The organism is Muricomes intestini, from assembly GCF_004346165.1.
In the GTDB taxonomy this organism is placed as follows: Bacteria; Bacillota; Clostridia; order Lachnospirales; family Lachnospiraceae; genus Muricomes; species Muricomes intestini.
In genome coordinates this window covers 202931-219283 of record NZ_SLZZ01000001.1, presented here as the reverse complement: position 1 = coordinate 219283, position 16353 = coordinate 202931, and the positions used below count along the sequence as shown (strand labels likewise).

Below are 16353 nucleotides of genomic sequence, written 5' to 3'. Positions count from 1 at the left end.
CCGCCCGTCTCTTTGTTTTTTGCGCAAAAAAAACCCCCCTTCATCATTTCATTTGAATAAAACTATACTTTGAATCATAAAGGAGGATTTTTACTTTATGTAATTGTCGGATCTTTTAATGTTTCCTACTTATACTGCCATAAACCATGCAGATTGCAGTGTTCATATGCAGAAACAAATTCATCTCCGTCTGCCAGAAGGAATTCTGCCTTTGGCTCATCTCCCGGATTAAGTGCCTTGCCCTGTGCACCTTCTTTTGTGGTGATGGCAATCCACTCAATGAAATGTTCTTCCGCCATAGGATGTGGTACGGAACCTACTTCAACCGTAATCTTATTGCCTTCAACAGTAACAACAGGAACATGCTTCTCTGCCGCAGCATCTACGCTTCCGGGTACAAGTTCCTTCATTGTCTGCCCACAACAGACTGTAGGTGTTCCACTATCCTTTACCATGGCAATGATTTTACCGCATAACTCACAGGCATAAAATTTTAATTCCATATTCATACACTCCTTCTTCTGTATTTTAGATTTGAATTATTATACCATAATCTGGATTTGTAATCAATGGATATCTCTTTGTATAATTCTCTTTACGTCATCAATATGCGCTTTGTCCATAACTGATTCCTGATTGACAATTATGGCCTCCTCCAGTTCTCCACGCAGTATTTTGACCTCCTTTGGCGCCTCAACGGCAAGTTTTACAGAATCCGACGAAACCTCCACAACAGATATTCGAATATTGTCTCCTATTAAAAGTGTCTCCCCCTTTTTGCGCTGCAGTACAAGCATATCCTACTCCCCTTTCTTCTGGAACTCATTCAGCGTGTGCCGCATACGATATTCCTCAGATGCAAGTATCACCTGCACCGCCTGCCTGTTCTCGGTATTTACTACTATGGGGCATTTCAGATTTACAGTACTTTTTTCCGATGAAGTCCCAATAACGCAAATCACATAAAATGAGAGCAGGGTTGCATCCTCTGTCCCAAGTTTTTTATAATCTGCAGGGGATAAATCAGGCTGATAGTCTTCTTTCAGATAAAAGGGATTCATAATAATAAATGACAGCCCGGGATCCTGAGTGCTTTGAAGGCAGAGAACAACGTCACTGGTCTCATCAACAGGAAGAGGAATAAAGGTTTTATATTCCTCAAAGCCAAACAAACCCTCCCGGAAATAAATTAGCTCCTCCTCCACAAACAGACTGGATTTCATTACTTCCTCCATACTTCCTCCCTTTTTATTTTTCTATGCCTTTGTGTCAATATTCTGGCCGGTAAACCTGCCGGCCGCACTTGGCGGTACATAGATGGGATTTCCAATATACTCTATATGTACATCCGGATACTGCTGCACCGACAGTTCAATACTTCCAGGTACAAACTCTACCCTTCCCCAATCTATCCTGGTATCAAAATTTAATTTGTCCATCTGATAACTAATAGATATGGATGGGGGATCCCACTCAATATCCGGCCCTGTCTCCGGGATAAACCCCAATTTAAACTGGCCTGTGGGCAAAGCATTCCTCTGGTCCAATATAGATTGCAAGGTTTCTGCACCCTCTCCTATCTTCGCATTCAACAAAATCTGGCCCTCCTCGGCAAACTGTGCCGTAGCCTCATATGTAGCCTGCTTTCCTTTCTGTGCGGCCTGGTAAATGGCTGTCTTCGTTGTGGGAACAACAGAATTTCTGGCTTCATATGTATCTACCCTGAGACGAATTGGCCTGCTCGTAATCTTCATCCCGCCTTTATCGCGGCTGATTTCCACCTCCGCAGTACCGTTTTTCCGTTCCAGATGAGCATTATGTACGGTCAGCTCATACTCAATAGGTATTGTTGTTATTTTGAGTAGTTGTTCCATTACTTACTTCTCACCCTTTCTTTGAATATTATGATATTGGGGCCAAAAGATATTTTACCCCCATGAACTTACTTTAAAAAGTCCAGAAGAGACGCGGAAAAAATACTTGTTCCTATTTTCAGTGAGGCATTGTACACATACTGTGCCCACGAAAAATTCATGATAGCCTCAGCCTCATCAATCCCCACATCACCCTTATATTGCTCCTTAATGTTTAAATTCTCATTCTGCAGTCTTTCCAACGAAGACTCCAGGAGTTGGCTTTTCGTTCCGATTCCGGTTAGTTGATTGCTCATTTCGCTGCTGCCCTCTTTAAACTGGGTCCACAGTTTTCCGTATTCCTCAGTATTAAATACATCCTCATCAAGCAAATCTGCCATCTTTCCTGCCAAAACAATAAGATTCTTGCTGGTTCCGTCTTCCGTCTGCCCATACCCCACTGCGTTGATTCCCGGAAAAGCTGAATCAAATGCGCTGGAGGACACTACCTCTCCTCCGGAAAATGTGAGTCCATATCCCAAATCCACATAGGCTGTCTCCCTTGACAATTCCGCCAGAACAGCCTGATCATCGGGATCACTACTGTCTACATCTATCCCTCTGTAGAGCACTTTTCCATCTGCCGACAGTTCAAAAGGTGCATTCAAAGCGTCACTCCCAGCCATGACATAAGCATTTCCGTATTTCGCATTCAGTGTAATGATCATAGACTTCTGCAGAGCTCTTAAATTCTGGGCATATGCGCTCCTTCCAGTCTCTCCGGTGGGATCATTCATAGCCGCTGTAGAATAATCTTCACCAATACTCTTTGCCATAGAGCTCAACTGGGTAATCGTATCCTCCTGTGTGTCCTGCCATTTCTGTATACTCTTCACTGTACTGGTATAATCTGCATTCCTTGCAAGCCGTGTCTCCAACACTGTTCCCCGGGCTGCGGCCGAAGGATCTTCATATGAGCTGCCAAAACGCCGCCCCGTCTCCACCTGCCTGCGCGCCTGCTCCAAACCACTCATAGCAGAGCCCAGATTATTTTGATAATTTCTTCGAATCATATTTGTTGTAATACGCATATTAATACCCCCTATCTGCCGACAACTCCGGTCTCATTAATCAATTTATCCAGCAGCTGATCTAATGTAGTCATAAGCCTTGAAGCAGCATTATAGGACTGCTGATACCGCATCATGTCCATTACTTCTTCATCCAGGTTTACGCCGGATACTGCATCCTTTGAGTCCGCAATCTGATACAGCACAGAAAGATGGTTTGACAAAATGGAGGAGGATGCCTTCCGCTCGATGGCCTGTGTGTTCTGGATATTGTCGTATCCGGATATCATAGTTCCCTTGAATACAACAAAATCATGTTCCTTATTGCTCAGTTCATCTATCATCTTCAGTATATTGCTGTAAGCACTAGAGTTCTCCGTACCCCCGGCCCCTGTCTCCTGGGTCCTTGTCAGAGTTACGGTACCGTTCATCCACTCATCCGAAATCTTTATATTTGCAGCAGTAAATGTGGCAGAGCCATCACTTGTGGAAAATAGATCATGGGCAGTTGCACCATTATCTGTGGCATTTAGTCCGTTCATCACAGTGGCGAAGGTATTCACAAAGGTGTCAAACATGGAGCTGTAATACCCTATTCCCTTTGTCTCTGTCCCATCGAAGACCTCGGATTTATTAAGCATATCCATCTTACCCTTCAGAACACCATTTATCATGAGATTTGTAACATCTATGTCACTGACGGGATCCGCCGAATCGATATCCTTAATTTTGAGGGAAACCGGAATCCCGTCTCCCGTTGTGCCAAGCTGAAATTCAGCACCTTTGTTGTCTGAAATCAGGGTATGGACATTTTTGTCTTCGTCCGTGAATGTAACCTTCAAGGTATCCACTGCCTCACTGCCTGTGCCCTCGGTTTCATAAGTGACCTGAATTGGAAGATATGTGGCCAGATCATCTAAAAGCTGGTTTCTCTGATCCTGAAGCTCAAGAGCCGGATTGCCCATTAGCTGGGTATTTTTGATTGTAGTATTCAGCTCCAGAATCTGCTGAATGCATGAATTTACATTTTTAATGTCTGAGCTCTGAAGCTCATCCAGCACATCCCTTATTACATTATCAATAGAAGTAGCATTCTGGTGTATTGCATTTAGGAATACTGTGCATGCGGAGCGGACCAGTGCATCAGAGCTTTCCTCACCGGCTTCAGAAAGCTGCGCTATATTTCTAAGTTGTGAAATGATATCATTGAAGGCGCTTCGGACTCCTTTGCTGTCTGTCTCATCAAAAATATTGCCTATTTTCTCCAAAATCTGATCAGTGGCATCAGCTGTACCCACCTTCGCAAGCTGGTTCCTATATTGAATATCAAGGTATGGGTCTCTTATCTGAATGATGCCGTTCATCATCACTCCCTGTCCCACCTTATTGTCAAACTTTGAACTTGAAAAACTTGCACCTACCGGGTTGATACTGATGAGATCCAACCGCTGCCTTGTATAGCCTGTCGTATTTACGTTGGAGAGGTTCTGGCCTGCCACGTCAATCGCCCTCTGGCTTGCACTTAAGGCGAGCTGCGCCATCGTAAACCCTGAAAATGTAGAACGAATCATTGTATTCTCCTCCCTGAATTCAAACTCTTCGGCTGGTCACCGATTTTGGAGCGGAAGTCCCTGTCAGTGTATTGTCCGAATAAATATGCCCTTCTGTATCATCAAGCTTTTTGTTGATCTGACGTAGGTTTACTTCCATAATCACAGTCAAGTCTTCATGAACCTCCTGAAACATCTGTACTTCCCGGCTCAGTTCTTCAAAGAGAGGGAGAAAACGTGCTCTCTCTTCTTCGCCTTGCGCCTCCAGTATTTCCCGGAAACTCATTCTTTTGTACCCGGCTTCTGCCTGGGCCTTGTCCTTCTCTTTTTCCAGACCCTTAAGCTGCATAATAAATGCCTGTTCCTTCGTCATGTAATTCTCAAGGAGTCCGATATGCTCTCCTCTTGCTGCTTCCAGCATTTTGCTTTCAATAGCTGTCAGGTCACGAAACAGGAGAATCAACTTTTGAATCACTTCCTGAAATTCATTCATCCGCCTGTTCTCCTCTTAGCAGCAGTATCTTATCCACCAGTCTATCTATATCAACTTGATAGCTTCCTTCTGCTACTCTTTGCTTCAAATCCTCTATCTTTGTTTCTGGTGTAGGGATATTTACTTCTGATAAAACCCGCCTGGTCAGTTCTTCCGCTATCTTCTTCTCCTCTATCTGGCGGCTGTTGGACGTAATAATGACCTCATCAAACTGCCGTTCCTTTGAACAGCCCAGAAGATTCTTTCTTTCTGCGGCATCGGATACAGTCTGGTTTTTATAAGAATTTCTTATGCTATCGACCGAACTGTCAATAGATATATCCATCTTTCATGCCTCCTTTTAAAATAACAGCAATATATGGCTTACTTTCTCTTATATTTTAATATCGTCACTCCCGGGCAATTATTAAGTTTTGTTCTCCTATTTTTTCTTTCTCAGCTTTTTGAGGCTTTCCTTTATGTCTTTTATTCCTATGCCTTTGCGCTTAAAATCGATTTCCCTTTTCTTTAGTTTTCGGCCTTTCTGCAAAATTCTCAGCTTTATCTGCTGTCCCCCCATTCTCAGAAGACGGAATACCCAGCATGCCGGAAGGAGCCAGTGATACTTCAAAAGAAATGGGAACATAGTACTCATATACTCCATTTGGGGGAAAAACCATTCCAGCATCTGTTTCCTTCGTCTGTGTTTTAAATCCTTTTTATAAAAATCTGCCACTTCCTTCACAAGAGGCAGCAATTTCTCGTTTTCTTTTCTGCACTGGACACCTTTTGACAAAATATACCGCTCCATATAATCAAAAAAGTCATCCTCTTCTGAAAACAGCATCCCGCCAAACCAGTAGGCTGCCAATTTGATGATGTAGTCCGGAAAGCTTCCCAGATCCAAATATGAGAGTTCCTTATAAATAGCTGTCCAGTCCAGACTTTTATATACACTAATATAATAAAACCAGATGTCCAGTATAAACTGAATGTCCAGGCTGCCCTTTGCATAGCTTTCCGCCGCACAGGCTATCACACAGATATAAAACTCCTCCGGTTCAAAAGAATGAATATAACGATATCCATTTTCCCTTTTATAGTCCTTTACAGGAAGGGAAAAATATTTCTTTACTTTTTTATTTGTAAAAGCCATGCTGCTCTGAAAAATAATAAGTATTCCAGGTATTTTATAATACCAGGTCTCCCCCTGTGTCCTGGATTCCTGCTGTTCAAAGTCCAGATACTCCATTGCCGTTCTGACAGTATCTTCCTTTCCCTTTTCCACAAGTATACGCACATATCTGGTTGCCCTCATGTCTGTCTGGGGGTAAAAATGCCGCATGCGGTATTCATGAAGTACGATGCTGTGTACTTTATGCTGTTCCAGGCTGTTCAGGACCAAAGGCACTGTGGAGGAAAAACGTTCTTCACTGAGTACTGCCTGGTGAAAACGTTCTTCAAATTTCTTTTTCCAGGCTTTAAGTTCTTTGCTCTCTGATCCCAGGACTCCATAATAAACTATATTTGCGACGCCGTGATAATCCGCCAGTTTATAAAGCCTGCCCCAGTCAGGCTCACGGGCCCATTTGGGAATTTCCTCCTGATTCACCAATGCGCCCAACAGTTCTGTCAGACATTTTGCTTCATAACTTCTGATTCCTTTTTCGCTCACTTTCCACTCTCTTCTCTTCGAATATGTCCATAGCCTTTGAATTATAGATCCCGTGTTTTTCATCCAACACCTTTACACCGGACACTAAAGTAATCACCCGCTTTTTCATAATGGTTACAAGCTCCCGGGAATGGCTGGCAACGATCATTGTCACACCGAGCCTGTTTAAATCATCCAGCAGACACATCAGATCCCAGGAAGCATCCGGGTCCAGGTTGGCGGTGGGTTCATCCACAATCATAATTTTAGGATTAATCACAAGGGCCCTCGCCAGCAGTACCCTCGCTGTCTCCCCCACAGACAATTCGTGGGGAAAAGCTAAAGCCCGGTGGGAAATCCCTGTAGTGCTTAAAACCTGCCCGACCCTTTTTTTAATTAGACGGGCCGGCTGCTCGGTTGCATACATGGCGAGACTAACATTGTCGAATGCTGTCCGGTCATCCAGCAATCCCAGCTCCCTCTCCATGATGCCAAACTGCCTTCGAAAATAAGGTCTCTTATAATCGGGAAGTTTTCCCGTGTCAATCCCGCCCACCAGTATATTACCGGAGGTAGGTTCAATCTGACTGCTGAGGAGCTTCAGCAGTGTGCTCTTCCCCGAACCACTGCGTCCTACTATAAATACAAATTCGCCCTTTTCTATTTCAAAGGATACGTTTTCAATACCTATGACATCATTGCTGAATACTTTTGTAACATTTTTAAATTCTATTTCCTTCATGATATGACTCTTTTCTTCCGTTTTTACGAGCTTATCTTTTTACCCTGTAAAACCGATAATACTATGTGTAAGGTTACTTAAGCCTATAGAAAGGAGGATCCTGATGAAATTTTTAAAACGAATCCCTATACTGATTTTTATATCATTCATCAGCCTGTGTGCCCTGTTTTTTGTTATTCCCCTGTATGTCCAGCCCGGAGAGTCTGAAGTAACGGCAGCTCCTGCAGATACTAAAAAACCTGAAATTACGGCAAAAGACCATAAAATTCCCATCACTGCATATAGCCAGAATGATCCTGCCTGGAGCGGATACCTGTACGGGGGACTGGACCCGATGAATGCCTACGGATGCGGGCCCACTGCTCTTGCTATCGCAGTCAGCTCACTTACAGATACCCCCTTCACTCCTGTGGACGCTGCTAAATGGTCTGAAGAAAACGGCTGCTATTCACCCGGCAGCGGCTCCGCACATGCCTTGATTCCAACCGGCGCCGCAAGCCACGGACTTCATGTGGAAAAGCTTGCCCAGCTTACTCCCGATGCATTTTGCGATGCACTGTCCTTTGACAAGCTTCTGATTCTCCTCATGGGGCCCGGAGATTTTTCCGATTCAGGTCATTTTATAGTAGCTTACGGGTATGATGAAAATGGGAACATATTAGTTGCAGATCCTGCCAGTAAAGAAAGATCGGACATCCATTGGCCTGCAGAGACACTGATCAGCCAGCTCAGTACATGGGCACACGATGGCGGCCCCGTATGGGCACTGTCCAGACTCTGATATACAATACTGGTTTTATCCGCCCACACAAAAAGCCCTCGGGATTACGGCCACGCCTGTAATTCCGAAGGTTTTTCCTTTAAGAGTAGTAAGAATCGCTGCCGGCAAGACGGCGGCTTAATATTCTGTCTGATTCAACCGTCTGCTTCCAGACACGCTTTGTTGCCTGTACCGTGTCTGCTATCTGTTTCCACATTGCATACTCTTCCTCATCTGCAGCATCGGACGGCACAACGCCCTCCAGAACGCCATGAAGTCTTTTCTGTATATCCTCCAGAGCACTGGAGACAAGACGCCGGATGCAGATGTCACATCCGTTCACTTTCTCCAGCTCCTTCCCTCTCATTTCAAGCACCATTTGCACAACCAATTTATCATCACTGGAAAGTCCTTCACCAAGTTCCTTCGTAAGCCGGTGTACTTCATTCATGTAGCAGTACTTTTTCTGAACCTCTGCCGCAACTGCCGACAGCAGCTCACTGATATATTCGTCTCTCATATTGCCTTCTCCGCCACTGCAAATGCGTCCCGAAGTTCCTTTACAAGCGGCTGTAATTCTTGTATGGTCTTCTTTTTTCTGCCTGCCTGCAGCCTGCTCAGCTCATAGATAAAAAAATCATACATACTGCCCAGCTCTGTGCTGATTTCATAACTGTGATTCAGTGTGTCTTTCAAATACTTCACAATCTCCACAGAACGATCCACAGACTGTTCAAACAACTCATAATTTTTTGTATCCAGTGCGATTTCCGCCCGCTTCAGTCTTTTCATCAGTTCATCGTAGAGCAGGAGGAGAAGCTCGCCCGGCGTCATAGTCATAACAGACTGCTCTTTATACTGTTGGTAGCCATCCATATTCATTTATTCCCACTTTCCATCTATGAGCTAAACATAGAGCTTAGATATCCACTCTGTGAATTCATCTGTGATATCAGAGTCTCCAGGGCTGTAAACTGTGAAACGTATCTGTCCTGTTCCGTTGCCAGTTTTTTATTCAACTGGGTAATATAATTTTTGATGCTGTCAATCTGAGTTTGCATGCCGTTTTTCAGCACCGATGTGGGGGCATAGACGGAACCGGCATGCTCCACCAAGATGCCCTTTGTGGCACCTGTCATTGAAGCATAGCGATCCATAATAGTCTTCATGGACGTCATCAGGCCGCCTGCATTTGTTGTTCCATCTTCATTCTTTGAGACAGTGGCCGTAAATGCCTGCATCACTGCATCCGGGTCGGTTCCAAGGGCAGCTTTAAATTCCGTCTCATTAAATACAAGTTTTCCGTTATCCTTATAGCTGGTGGATACGGTAATTCCCATCTTTTCAAGATCTGCCCTGAAACCACTGGGAATAATGAAACGGAGACTGTCTGCGAGTCCTCTCAAATCTGTATCATTAAAGAGGAGTCCCTTCTTGGCCTCTGTCTCCCATTTTTCAATCTGGCTGTCTGACATTTCCTCTTTCTGTTCGTCGGTCAGAGGTGTGTAATCCCTGTCCGGCTTCTGGTTTACTTCACTGTTAATCAGATCGAGCGCCTCATTATAAGCGTCTATCATTTCCTTTACGATTGAGGTGGTGTTGTCTGTATCCACACTTGCATTAAAGGTTACTGCACTTGTGCCTTCCACATACTTACCGTCCTTATATCCAAATGTACCTTTTAATGTAACATTCAGACCGTCCATTGATATAGTATTGCTTCCCCGGGTGATTTCAGAAGTAGTATTAGAGCCTGCATACTGCACAAGAATCACTGCATCCTGCCCCTGCTCCACTGTATAATTCGTATTCTCTGCTCCAAACAATACCGAGGCCAGATTGCCCTTCAGTTCGATTTGTCCGCCTGCTCCCTGCTCTGTGGACTGTACCACAAATTTATCTGTATTGGACTGGTAAGAAACTTTAATTCCCAGTTCCTTTGAATTATTGATAGCATTCATAATATCACTGACCGAGCTCTCCCAGGATAGGCCTAAATCCTTTAAATTTACGGATTTACCATCATTTTCTATGACCATTTCACCGTCAAGTGTCCCCCCGACGTCCTTCAGACCGGAATTCGCTATACTGGCAGAAAGATTCAGGCGATTAGATTCTCCGCTGCGGATCCCAAATACAGTGTTCGCGGCATCTCCTAAAATCCCCTTGTCCGCTGCGGTAATAGCAAGCGAAGAACTTGTATCTGAACCTGAGTCACCGCCCGGCATTGTAGTTGAAAATGCAAAATATGACTTCGTCGAACCATCAGCCTTAAGCTCCACTGAAATCCGCCCTTTTCCGAATGCATCATCCAGCTTTGACTGCAAATCTGCTTTTACGGCTCCTAAATCAGAACTCCCAGCATACTCGTCCAAAGTAATCCACTTTATGGTTCCGTTATAAGAAAAACTGATTTTCTTTCCACTTAATATATCACTTATGGATGTATCCTTCTGGAATTCAGCTTTTTTTATTTCCCCCTTCAGTCCCTCTTTTGTAATCATAATACGTTCTGCGGACAAATCACCAAACTTTTCATCAGCCGCCATAAATCCAAGGTCTGTCAGCAGATCTCCTGTACACCCTGAAAGCACCAGGTTATTTCCTGTTCCATCTTCTTCCTTATGGACAAATTTAAGATATCCATCTGTCTCCGTCACTTCCATAACATCTGCCAGGGTCTTGTCTGTTCCAATCGTTACATCGGACAATGCCTTATTGAACGATGCTACCGCTGCTTCAGGACTGCTGTAATCATACGCACTGCTGAGGGTGACACTGTAGGTTTTTGTTCCATAAGTAATATACATGGTATCGCCGGACACCATATCCAGGGGTATCGTGTCTTTCAGATTATTACTGATACTTCCCGTCTTCAGTGTCTGGTCGGAAACCACTCCATTAGAGGACATCTGTGCATTTTTTGCAAGGCTCTTCACTCCCAGGACAGAAATTGTATCTGCCGATACCCCGCTTCCACTCACAGAGAGATATTTACTATTGTCTCCAAGAGCAGTCACCAGATTCCTGGAAAAGAGCTTGCTTGAAGTAAGATTTGACGAGGAAGTATAGGACATATATTTTGAAGAAAATTCGTAAAGCTTACTTGTAATGTTCTGCATTGCTGTTTGCTGCCACTGAAACGTCTGCATTTTTTGCTTCTGAGCCGCAATCTTACTCCGGGTTGCATAAGTCATATTTTCAATTAAAGAATCCCTGTCAAGTCCACTGGCCAGCCCGCCATATCCCCTGATTGAACTGGCGCTGTTCATACCGGATGATGCGGTAGCGCTTAATCCACCGATTGATGCCATTAATATTCACTCCTTATTCTATTTTGATCTATATTCTCTGATAAGTTCCATATACTGATTATCGGCTCACCCTTCAGAATAATTAAGCACTAATCTCTGTTATGGTGGGGCACCTCATTCACACGAATACAGGCTTTCGTAATTTCGACAGTAATCTGCCCTGCATATTTGCTGGAATAAAAATTAATAAGAGGAGAAACCGCTGTTCTGTTCACTACCACATACTTAGCAGGGAGCTTTGTCAGTGCAAGTGCGGTAACATCTGCCTTACAGCGTGAACATGTACATACTCCGAACTGTTCCATGTAATTGGCGGCTTTTTCTTCCACCAGCGTTTGCATAACATTGAGAAATACAAACTCATCCTCTTCATTTTCCTGCTGCGCCTTTTCAGGTATGTCTGTTCCTTCCGATTCCGCCTTCTCAGGTATGTCCGTACTTTCCGGTTCCGCCTTCTCAGGTATATCCGTATTTTCCTCTTCTGGTCTTTGTTCAGAAACTTCCGGATTAATCTTAGGAGCCTCCATTTCTTCTAGTGCATCTTCTGTTTCTTTCTCAAGCCCCGACTCCAGAGATTTCCTTATTTCATCTGCCAATTTTGCCTCTTCATCCATTGGATCAATCACGGATACTGCATTTTCAGGGTCTACCGGGGGATGTACTTTTACATTCTGTTTTTCTGGAGCATCCTTCTTCTCTTCATTGCCTGACAATAGATTCAGTACATGATCTGTCTTATTTGTTCTCTTTGCCATTTCTTCCTACCCTCCTATGCACCTTTATGCATCTTCTGAACCGCTTCCTCCACAAAATCCCGGTAATCTACAGTGGGATTTGCCTTTGGCGCATAGTCAAAAATACTTAATCCGTGGGCCGGGGCCTCGGCAGCAGCAACTCCACACCGGATTTTTGTATCAAAAACTTCCGTCCCAATCTGTGCAGCGACAGTCTGAGCCATCTCCAGTACTTCTCTTGATAATCTGGTTCTTCTATTATATTTCGTCATAAGAATACCCAGTACGTTTAATTTGGGATTCACCGAGCCCTGCACACTTTCTATAGTTTCTTTTAACTGGATGAGTCCCACAAGGCTCAGAATCTCAGCCGACATAGGTATCACAAGGTAATCTGCCGCTGCATACCCGTTCACAGTTAATATATTTAAAGCCGGAGGGGTATCGATAATGATATAATCATAATCACTGCTTACATCGTCAAGCACATTCTTTAACTTAAGCCGCCGGGCAGTACCGGTGAGAAACATCTCTGCTTCACTTAAAAGGATATCGGAAGTCAGGATGTCTGCACAGTCTTCGGTATGTCTAATGGCATCTTTGACAGGTATTTCCCCTTTGAGCACCTCGCACATCGTGTGTCCCTCTTCCATATCCAGCCCAAGGCTGAACCCTAAGTTCCCCTGTGAATCAAGATCCACTGCCAGAACCCTGTACCCTGCTCCTTTAAGACCCGAAGCCAGGGCTGCCGAAGAGGTGGTCTTTCCCACGCCTCCTTTTTGATTTGTCAATACAATTGTTACCGCCACTTTTATACCTCCGCGTTACCTTAATATATCTTCCAGATGCTCTGTATTATCCAATTTTTCAGAAAATAAGGGTTTCTCTCCCTTTCTTACATATTCTGTAGTCAGAGTGTTCCAGATTGAATTTACATTTTCTACACAGTCAATATATATTTGTGCAAGAAGATACGTGGGGACACCCAGCTCCTCCGATAAAGCTTTACATTCTTTCCAGTCTGCCCTTTCATAAGCCAGAATCAATTTATAAATACTGCCCACCACTCCTTTTCCTAATACGAGTGCCTCTTCTACAACCGGATTCAGCGGAATCTTTTCCAGAATTTCTTCGATAGGGACATCTACCATATAATCCATTGTTGAAAACATTCCCATCATATAAGCCTCATTATTTGTGATTGGGCATCCCTTTACATAATTCACAAGCTCGGAAGCAAACTTTGCCCTTAAAAATGAAAGCTTTAGAAGCTCCTCTAAAGCCGGACTTCTCACATCCTGCCTGAAGCTTAACATATAAACCCATTGTCTGAGCTGTCCGATTCCCAGTGTAACCAGTGCCTGCCGTATGGAGGAAGTTCTCCTTCTAAGCGCAAAATACGCCGAATTGACCAGTTTCAAAAGAGTGAAGGTAAGGCCTGCATCCCTGCTGATAATCTGCTCAACCTGAGAAATATCCGGTTCCGGTTTTGAAACCTCAACAAGCAATTGGAAGAAGTTTCCTTCCATAAATGTCACTCTATCCGCCTTGGTAATCAGTGTCCGTGCTATATAGTTTCCCTCCAGATAATCCACCTCCAGCTCAACTGCACACTGATAAATTTCTTTGGAATCCACATTGAAGGCAATGCACTTTTTATGAATTCCCCGGGCCATAGCTATAATATTTTTTATGCTGTTTTTTTCTCTTTCATTCTCATAAATCTCTTTCCTCTGCATGTCTAAACGTATATAGCTTACATCATCCAGCATGTCCAGGTAACGCAGAGAAAACTGAAAATCGCTGACCGCAATCTGGTAGCCCGCCCTGCGGTACTTCTTAAGGAAGGGCTTTGCCAGCGGATTTACAACCATATTGTCATCAATCTGTATAACCACCTTGTCCGGTTCAAACATTTTGGGAGTATTCCTAAATAAAAGAGAGGGAGTAAAAGTAATAAACATTGTTTTATCGCTTACGAACTTATTGCTGTTGCTCATCAGAAAACTGGATATCATATCTGCCGCGGATGTCTCCGGTTGCGCGAAAAGATTATCTCGGTTTCCCTGAAACAATAATTCATAGCCGATCACTTCCCCTGTGCGTGTATCCTTGATAGCCCTTCTAACTACACATCTGTCCATTTATGCATTCCCTCTCTGTAAAAGACCGTCTATTACTTCCACGAGATGTCCAATATCCGGCTTTGACAATTGCTCGTCAGCCCCCAGCCCTTTCCCCTTGCGCTCCATCTCGGGGGAAATCAGGGAAGAAAAGATAATCAGAGGAATCGCTTTCAGCACAGCATCTGATTTTACCAGCTTTGTCAGCCTGTGCCCATCCATCTGGGGCATTTCGATATCCGTGATAATTAAGTCAACCTTGTTTTCAGCCCCCTCCTCTTTCACAGATTCCAGGTAATCCCATGCCTCTTTTCCGTTGTTAAACTTAGAGATTTTTGTGTATCCTGCCTTTTGAAGAGAAGACTCAATCATTCGGGTAAGCAAAATAGAATCCTCCGCCAGAACAATTGAATATTTTTTACGCTCTGTTCCGTCATATTGCTTCACCTTATCCATCTGTATCCCTGTCTCAGGTGCTATATCTGAAGCAATCTTTTCAAAATCCAGTATTGTGACCAGATCTTTTCCACATTGTGCAATTCCTGTTGCAATTCCATCCTCACTGCCTCTGCTCAGTGTTTTATCCGGCTTCTTGATATCGGCCCAGGATATTCGTTGAATTCCTTCCACTGTATGTACCCGGAAAGCAATATTCATCTTATTAAAATTTGTTACCATGAACAAGTCCTTTACCCCGGGCACCGTTTCCTTCCCTGTAAGATAATATGGGAGATCCACCACCGTAAGCATGATATCCCGGGGTTTAAATATCCCTTCCACTGCTTCATGAGAATGAGGTATGGGCTTTACCTTGTCAGACATCATAATCTCTCTCACTTTTGCTACATTAATGCCATAAAGCTCATTGTACACTGTAAATTCCATAATCTCGATTTCATTTGTACCTGATTCCAGCAAAATCTCTGTCTTTGCCATTTCCTGCTCCTCCTATCAGCGGATATTTACAATACAACATCCGGTCTTCCATAAGTATGTATAGTCACTGTCCCTGTTTGTGCAGAGACGCGCATAGTTCTTGCATAATTACTGCCCACGTCCTGCTGTGTCAGCTGAATCTGTTCCTTCAGCAGAATATTCTTTACACTTTAAATATTCCTCTCTCCGATATTTGCCAGAGAACTGTTTCCCAATACCTCAAACATTCTGGCGCCGCCTGCTATTTTACATATGTATCTGCTTTTTATTCCGCCAAAAACGGACATTCTGCGAAGTGTCTCCTGAATTCCTGTGTCTGCGAATTTAAATACCTGGGAAATTTCTTTTTCCGGGGACATGGGCAGCATAATGTGCAGAAGGGCCGTCAGTTTAATCATGGGATCGTAGAAACTAATTCCGATGCAAGAGCCCAATGCATAGGTAATCAGAGTCCCCTCCTGCCGTAGGAGCTTCATATCTGCGATTCCAACAGTTATTTCTTTATTCATGGCCGGCCACCAGCGACCTAATTAATTTATTCAGAGACGGAATATCCGGAAGCATCAGCAGACTGCTGTCAACCTGGTGCTTATTTAGGATGAACTTTCCAGATATTATCATAATTTTGTCTGTTTCATACCCAAGCTCTATCATTGGAACACTTAAGATTCCTCCCAGCATATTAATCGAAATTGCCGGAACAGACAAATCAATTTCCATTCCTGCCAGTCCTGACAAGGCATTCACATAAGAGGATATCACAATATTTCCCACCTCAGTAAGGGCGGAAACCTCCAGCTCATCAAGCTCTGAATAATCCGAAACTGTTTTTCCCAGCATAGTGTGAAGTACCGCATTAATAAAGTCTATTTTCAGAAGAAACAGCATAATCCCGTTCATGTCACCTGACATCTGCACAAGAATAGCAGCCACCGGCTCTTCCGGATTGCCCAGCAGTGCTATTGCCTCGTTAAACCCCTCAATCCTTACATCCGGAAGATTAATCCTCACATTTGCCGACAAAAGCTCTGAAACGGCCGTTGCCGCATTTCCCGTTCCAATACTGCCCACTTCCCGAATTACATCAAGTGCGGTTGCTCCTACATCGTCATAGGTCTTAATTTCCATTTCTTGTCCCAGTCCCT

Annotated in this window: 19 protein-coding genes and 1 pseudogene; 1 reads left to right on the top strand and 19 read right to left on the bottom strand. The window is 43.9% G+C overall.

All coding sequences use genetic code 11. From position 1 onward, the window contains the following. Positions 1–125: 125 nt before the first annotated feature. The 10 genes from EDD59_RS01080 to EDD59_RS01035 all read right to left on the bottom strand — a co-directional run bounded on the left by EDD59_RS01080 (position 126) and on the right by EDD59_RS01035 (position 7341). Positions 126–503 (bottom strand): desulfoferrodoxin family protein, encoded by a 378-nt coding sequence (locus tag EDD59_RS01080; protein WP_132378023.1) that lies wholly within the window; start codon positions 501–503, stop codon positions 126–128. A 63-nt stretch (positions 504–566) separates the two neighbouring features. Then, entirely contained in the window at positions 567–797 is a 231-nt protein-coding gene (gene csrA / locus EDD59_RS01075; protein WP_132378021.1) for a carbon storage regulator CsrA, read from the bottom strand. 3 nt (positions 798–800) lie between these two features. After that, positions 801–1235: a flagellar assembly protein FliW gene (fliW, locus tag EDD59_RS01070; protein ID WP_132378019.1), complete on the bottom strand. Its 435-nt coding sequence runs from the start codon at positions 1233–1235 to the stop codon at positions 801–803. 21 nt (positions 1236–1256) lie between these two features. Next, entirely contained in the window at positions 1257–1874 is a 618-nt protein-coding gene (locus EDD59_RS01065; protein ID WP_132378017.1) for a DUF6470 family protein, read from the bottom strand. Between the two features lie 68 nt (positions 1875–1942). After that, positions 1943–2944: a flagellin N-terminal helical domain-containing protein gene (locus tag EDD59_RS01060; RefSeq protein ID WP_132378015.1), complete on the bottom strand. Its 1002-nt coding sequence runs from the start codon at positions 2942–2944 to the stop codon at positions 1943–1945. Positions 2945–2955: 11 nt separating this feature from the next. Continuing rightward, positions 2956–4494 carry a flagellar hook-associated protein FlgK gene (flgK, locus tag EDD59_RS01055; protein WP_132378013.1) on the bottom strand — a complete coding sequence of 513 codons (1539 nt, stop codon included), beginning with the start codon at positions 4492–4494 and terminating at the stop codon, positions 2956–2958. Between the two features lie 19 nt (positions 4495–4513). Further along, on the bottom strand, positions 4514–4966 hold the full coding sequence (locus EDD59_RS01050; RefSeq protein WP_132378011.1) for a hypothetical protein: 453 nt from the start codon (positions 4964–4966) through the stop codon (positions 4514–4516). Beyond that, the gene (locus EDD59_RS01045; protein WP_132378009.1) at positions 4959–5291 is read right to left on the bottom strand and encodes a flagellar biosynthesis anti-sigma factor FlgM; all 333 of its coding nucleotides are present in this window, start codon (positions 5289–5291) and stop codon (positions 4959–4961) included. Before EDD59_RS01045 ends, EDD59_RS01050 begins: the two co-directional genes overlap by 8 nt. A 96-nt stretch (positions 5292–5387) precedes the next feature. Next, positions 5388–6620, bottom strand: a complete 1233-nt coding sequence (locus EDD59_RS01040; RefSeq protein ID WP_165920828.1) for a nucleotidyltransferase family protein — start codon at positions 6618–6620, stop codon at positions 5388–5390. Further along, entirely contained in the window at positions 6592–7341 is a 750-nt protein-coding gene (locus tag EDD59_RS01035) for a cell division ATP-binding protein FtsE (RefSeq protein ID WP_165920827.1), read from the bottom strand. Before EDD59_RS01035 ends, EDD59_RS01040 begins: the two co-directional genes overlap by 29 nt. Positions 7342–7444: 103 nt before the next feature. Between EDD59_RS01035 and EDD59_RS01030 the strand changes: the two genes are divergently transcribed. Then, positions 7445–8122 carry a C39 family peptidase gene (locus EDD59_RS01030; protein ID WP_132378003.1) on the top strand — a complete coding sequence of 226 codons (678 nt, stop codon included), beginning with the start codon at positions 7445–7447 and terminating at the stop codon, positions 8120–8122. A 79-nt stretch (positions 8123–8201) separates the two neighbouring features. Here the strand turns inward: EDD59_RS01030 and EDD59_RS01025 are convergent, their stop codons facing one another. The 9 genes and pseudogenes from EDD59_RS01025 to EDD59_RS00985 form a co-directional block, all read right to left on the bottom strand. Further along, positions 8202–8621 (bottom strand): hypothetical protein, encoded by a 420-nt coding sequence (locus tag EDD59_RS01025; protein ID WP_132378001.1) that lies wholly within the window; start codon positions 8619–8621, stop codon positions 8202–8204. Next, a complete protein-coding gene (gene fliS / locus EDD59_RS01020) occupies positions 8618–8977 on the bottom strand; it encodes a flagellar export chaperone FliS (RefSeq protein WP_330571839.1) in 360 nt (119 codons plus the stop codon). The genes EDD59_RS01025 and fliS overlap by 4 nt, the downstream gene beginning before the upstream one ends. 23 nt (positions 8978–9000) lie before the next feature. Continuing rightward, entirely contained in the window at positions 9001–11415 is a 2415-nt protein-coding gene (fliD, locus tag EDD59_RS01015) for a flagellar filament capping protein FliD (RefSeq protein WP_132377997.1), read from the bottom strand. Between the two features lie 89 nt (positions 11416–11504). Beyond that, complete coding sequence (locus EDD59_RS01010) at positions 11505–12170, bottom strand: late competence development ComFB family protein (protein ID WP_132377995.1); 666 nt, start codon at positions 12168–12170, stop codon at positions 11505–11507. A gap of 14 nt (positions 12171–12184) precedes the next feature. Further along, positions 12185–12958 (bottom strand): ParA family protein, encoded by a 774-nt coding sequence (locus EDD59_RS01005; RefSeq protein ID WP_132377993.1) that lies wholly within the window; start codon positions 12956–12958, stop codon positions 12185–12187. 15 nt (positions 12959–12973) lie between these two features. Beyond that, positions 12974–14293 (bottom strand): EAL and HDOD domain-containing protein, encoded by a 1320-nt coding sequence (locus EDD59_RS01000; protein WP_132377991.1) that lies wholly within the window; start codon positions 14291–14293, stop codon positions 12974–12976. Then, positions 14294–15208 (bottom strand): chemotaxis protein, encoded by a 915-nt coding sequence (locus EDD59_RS00995; protein ID WP_132377989.1) that lies wholly within the window; start codon positions 15206–15208, stop codon positions 14294–14296. Between the two features lie 26 nt (positions 15209–15234). Next, positions 15235–15717: pseudogene (locus tag EDD59_RS00990) on the bottom strand (chemotaxis protein CheD). Continuing rightward, positions 15710–16336 (bottom strand): chemotaxis protein CheC, encoded by a 627-nt coding sequence (locus tag EDD59_RS00985; protein ID WP_132377987.1) that lies wholly within the window; start codon positions 16334–16336, stop codon positions 15710–15712. The pseudogene EDD59_RS00990 and the gene EDD59_RS00985 overlap by 8 nt, the downstream one beginning before the upstream one ends. Between the last annotated feature and the right edge of the window lie 17 nt (positions 16337–16353).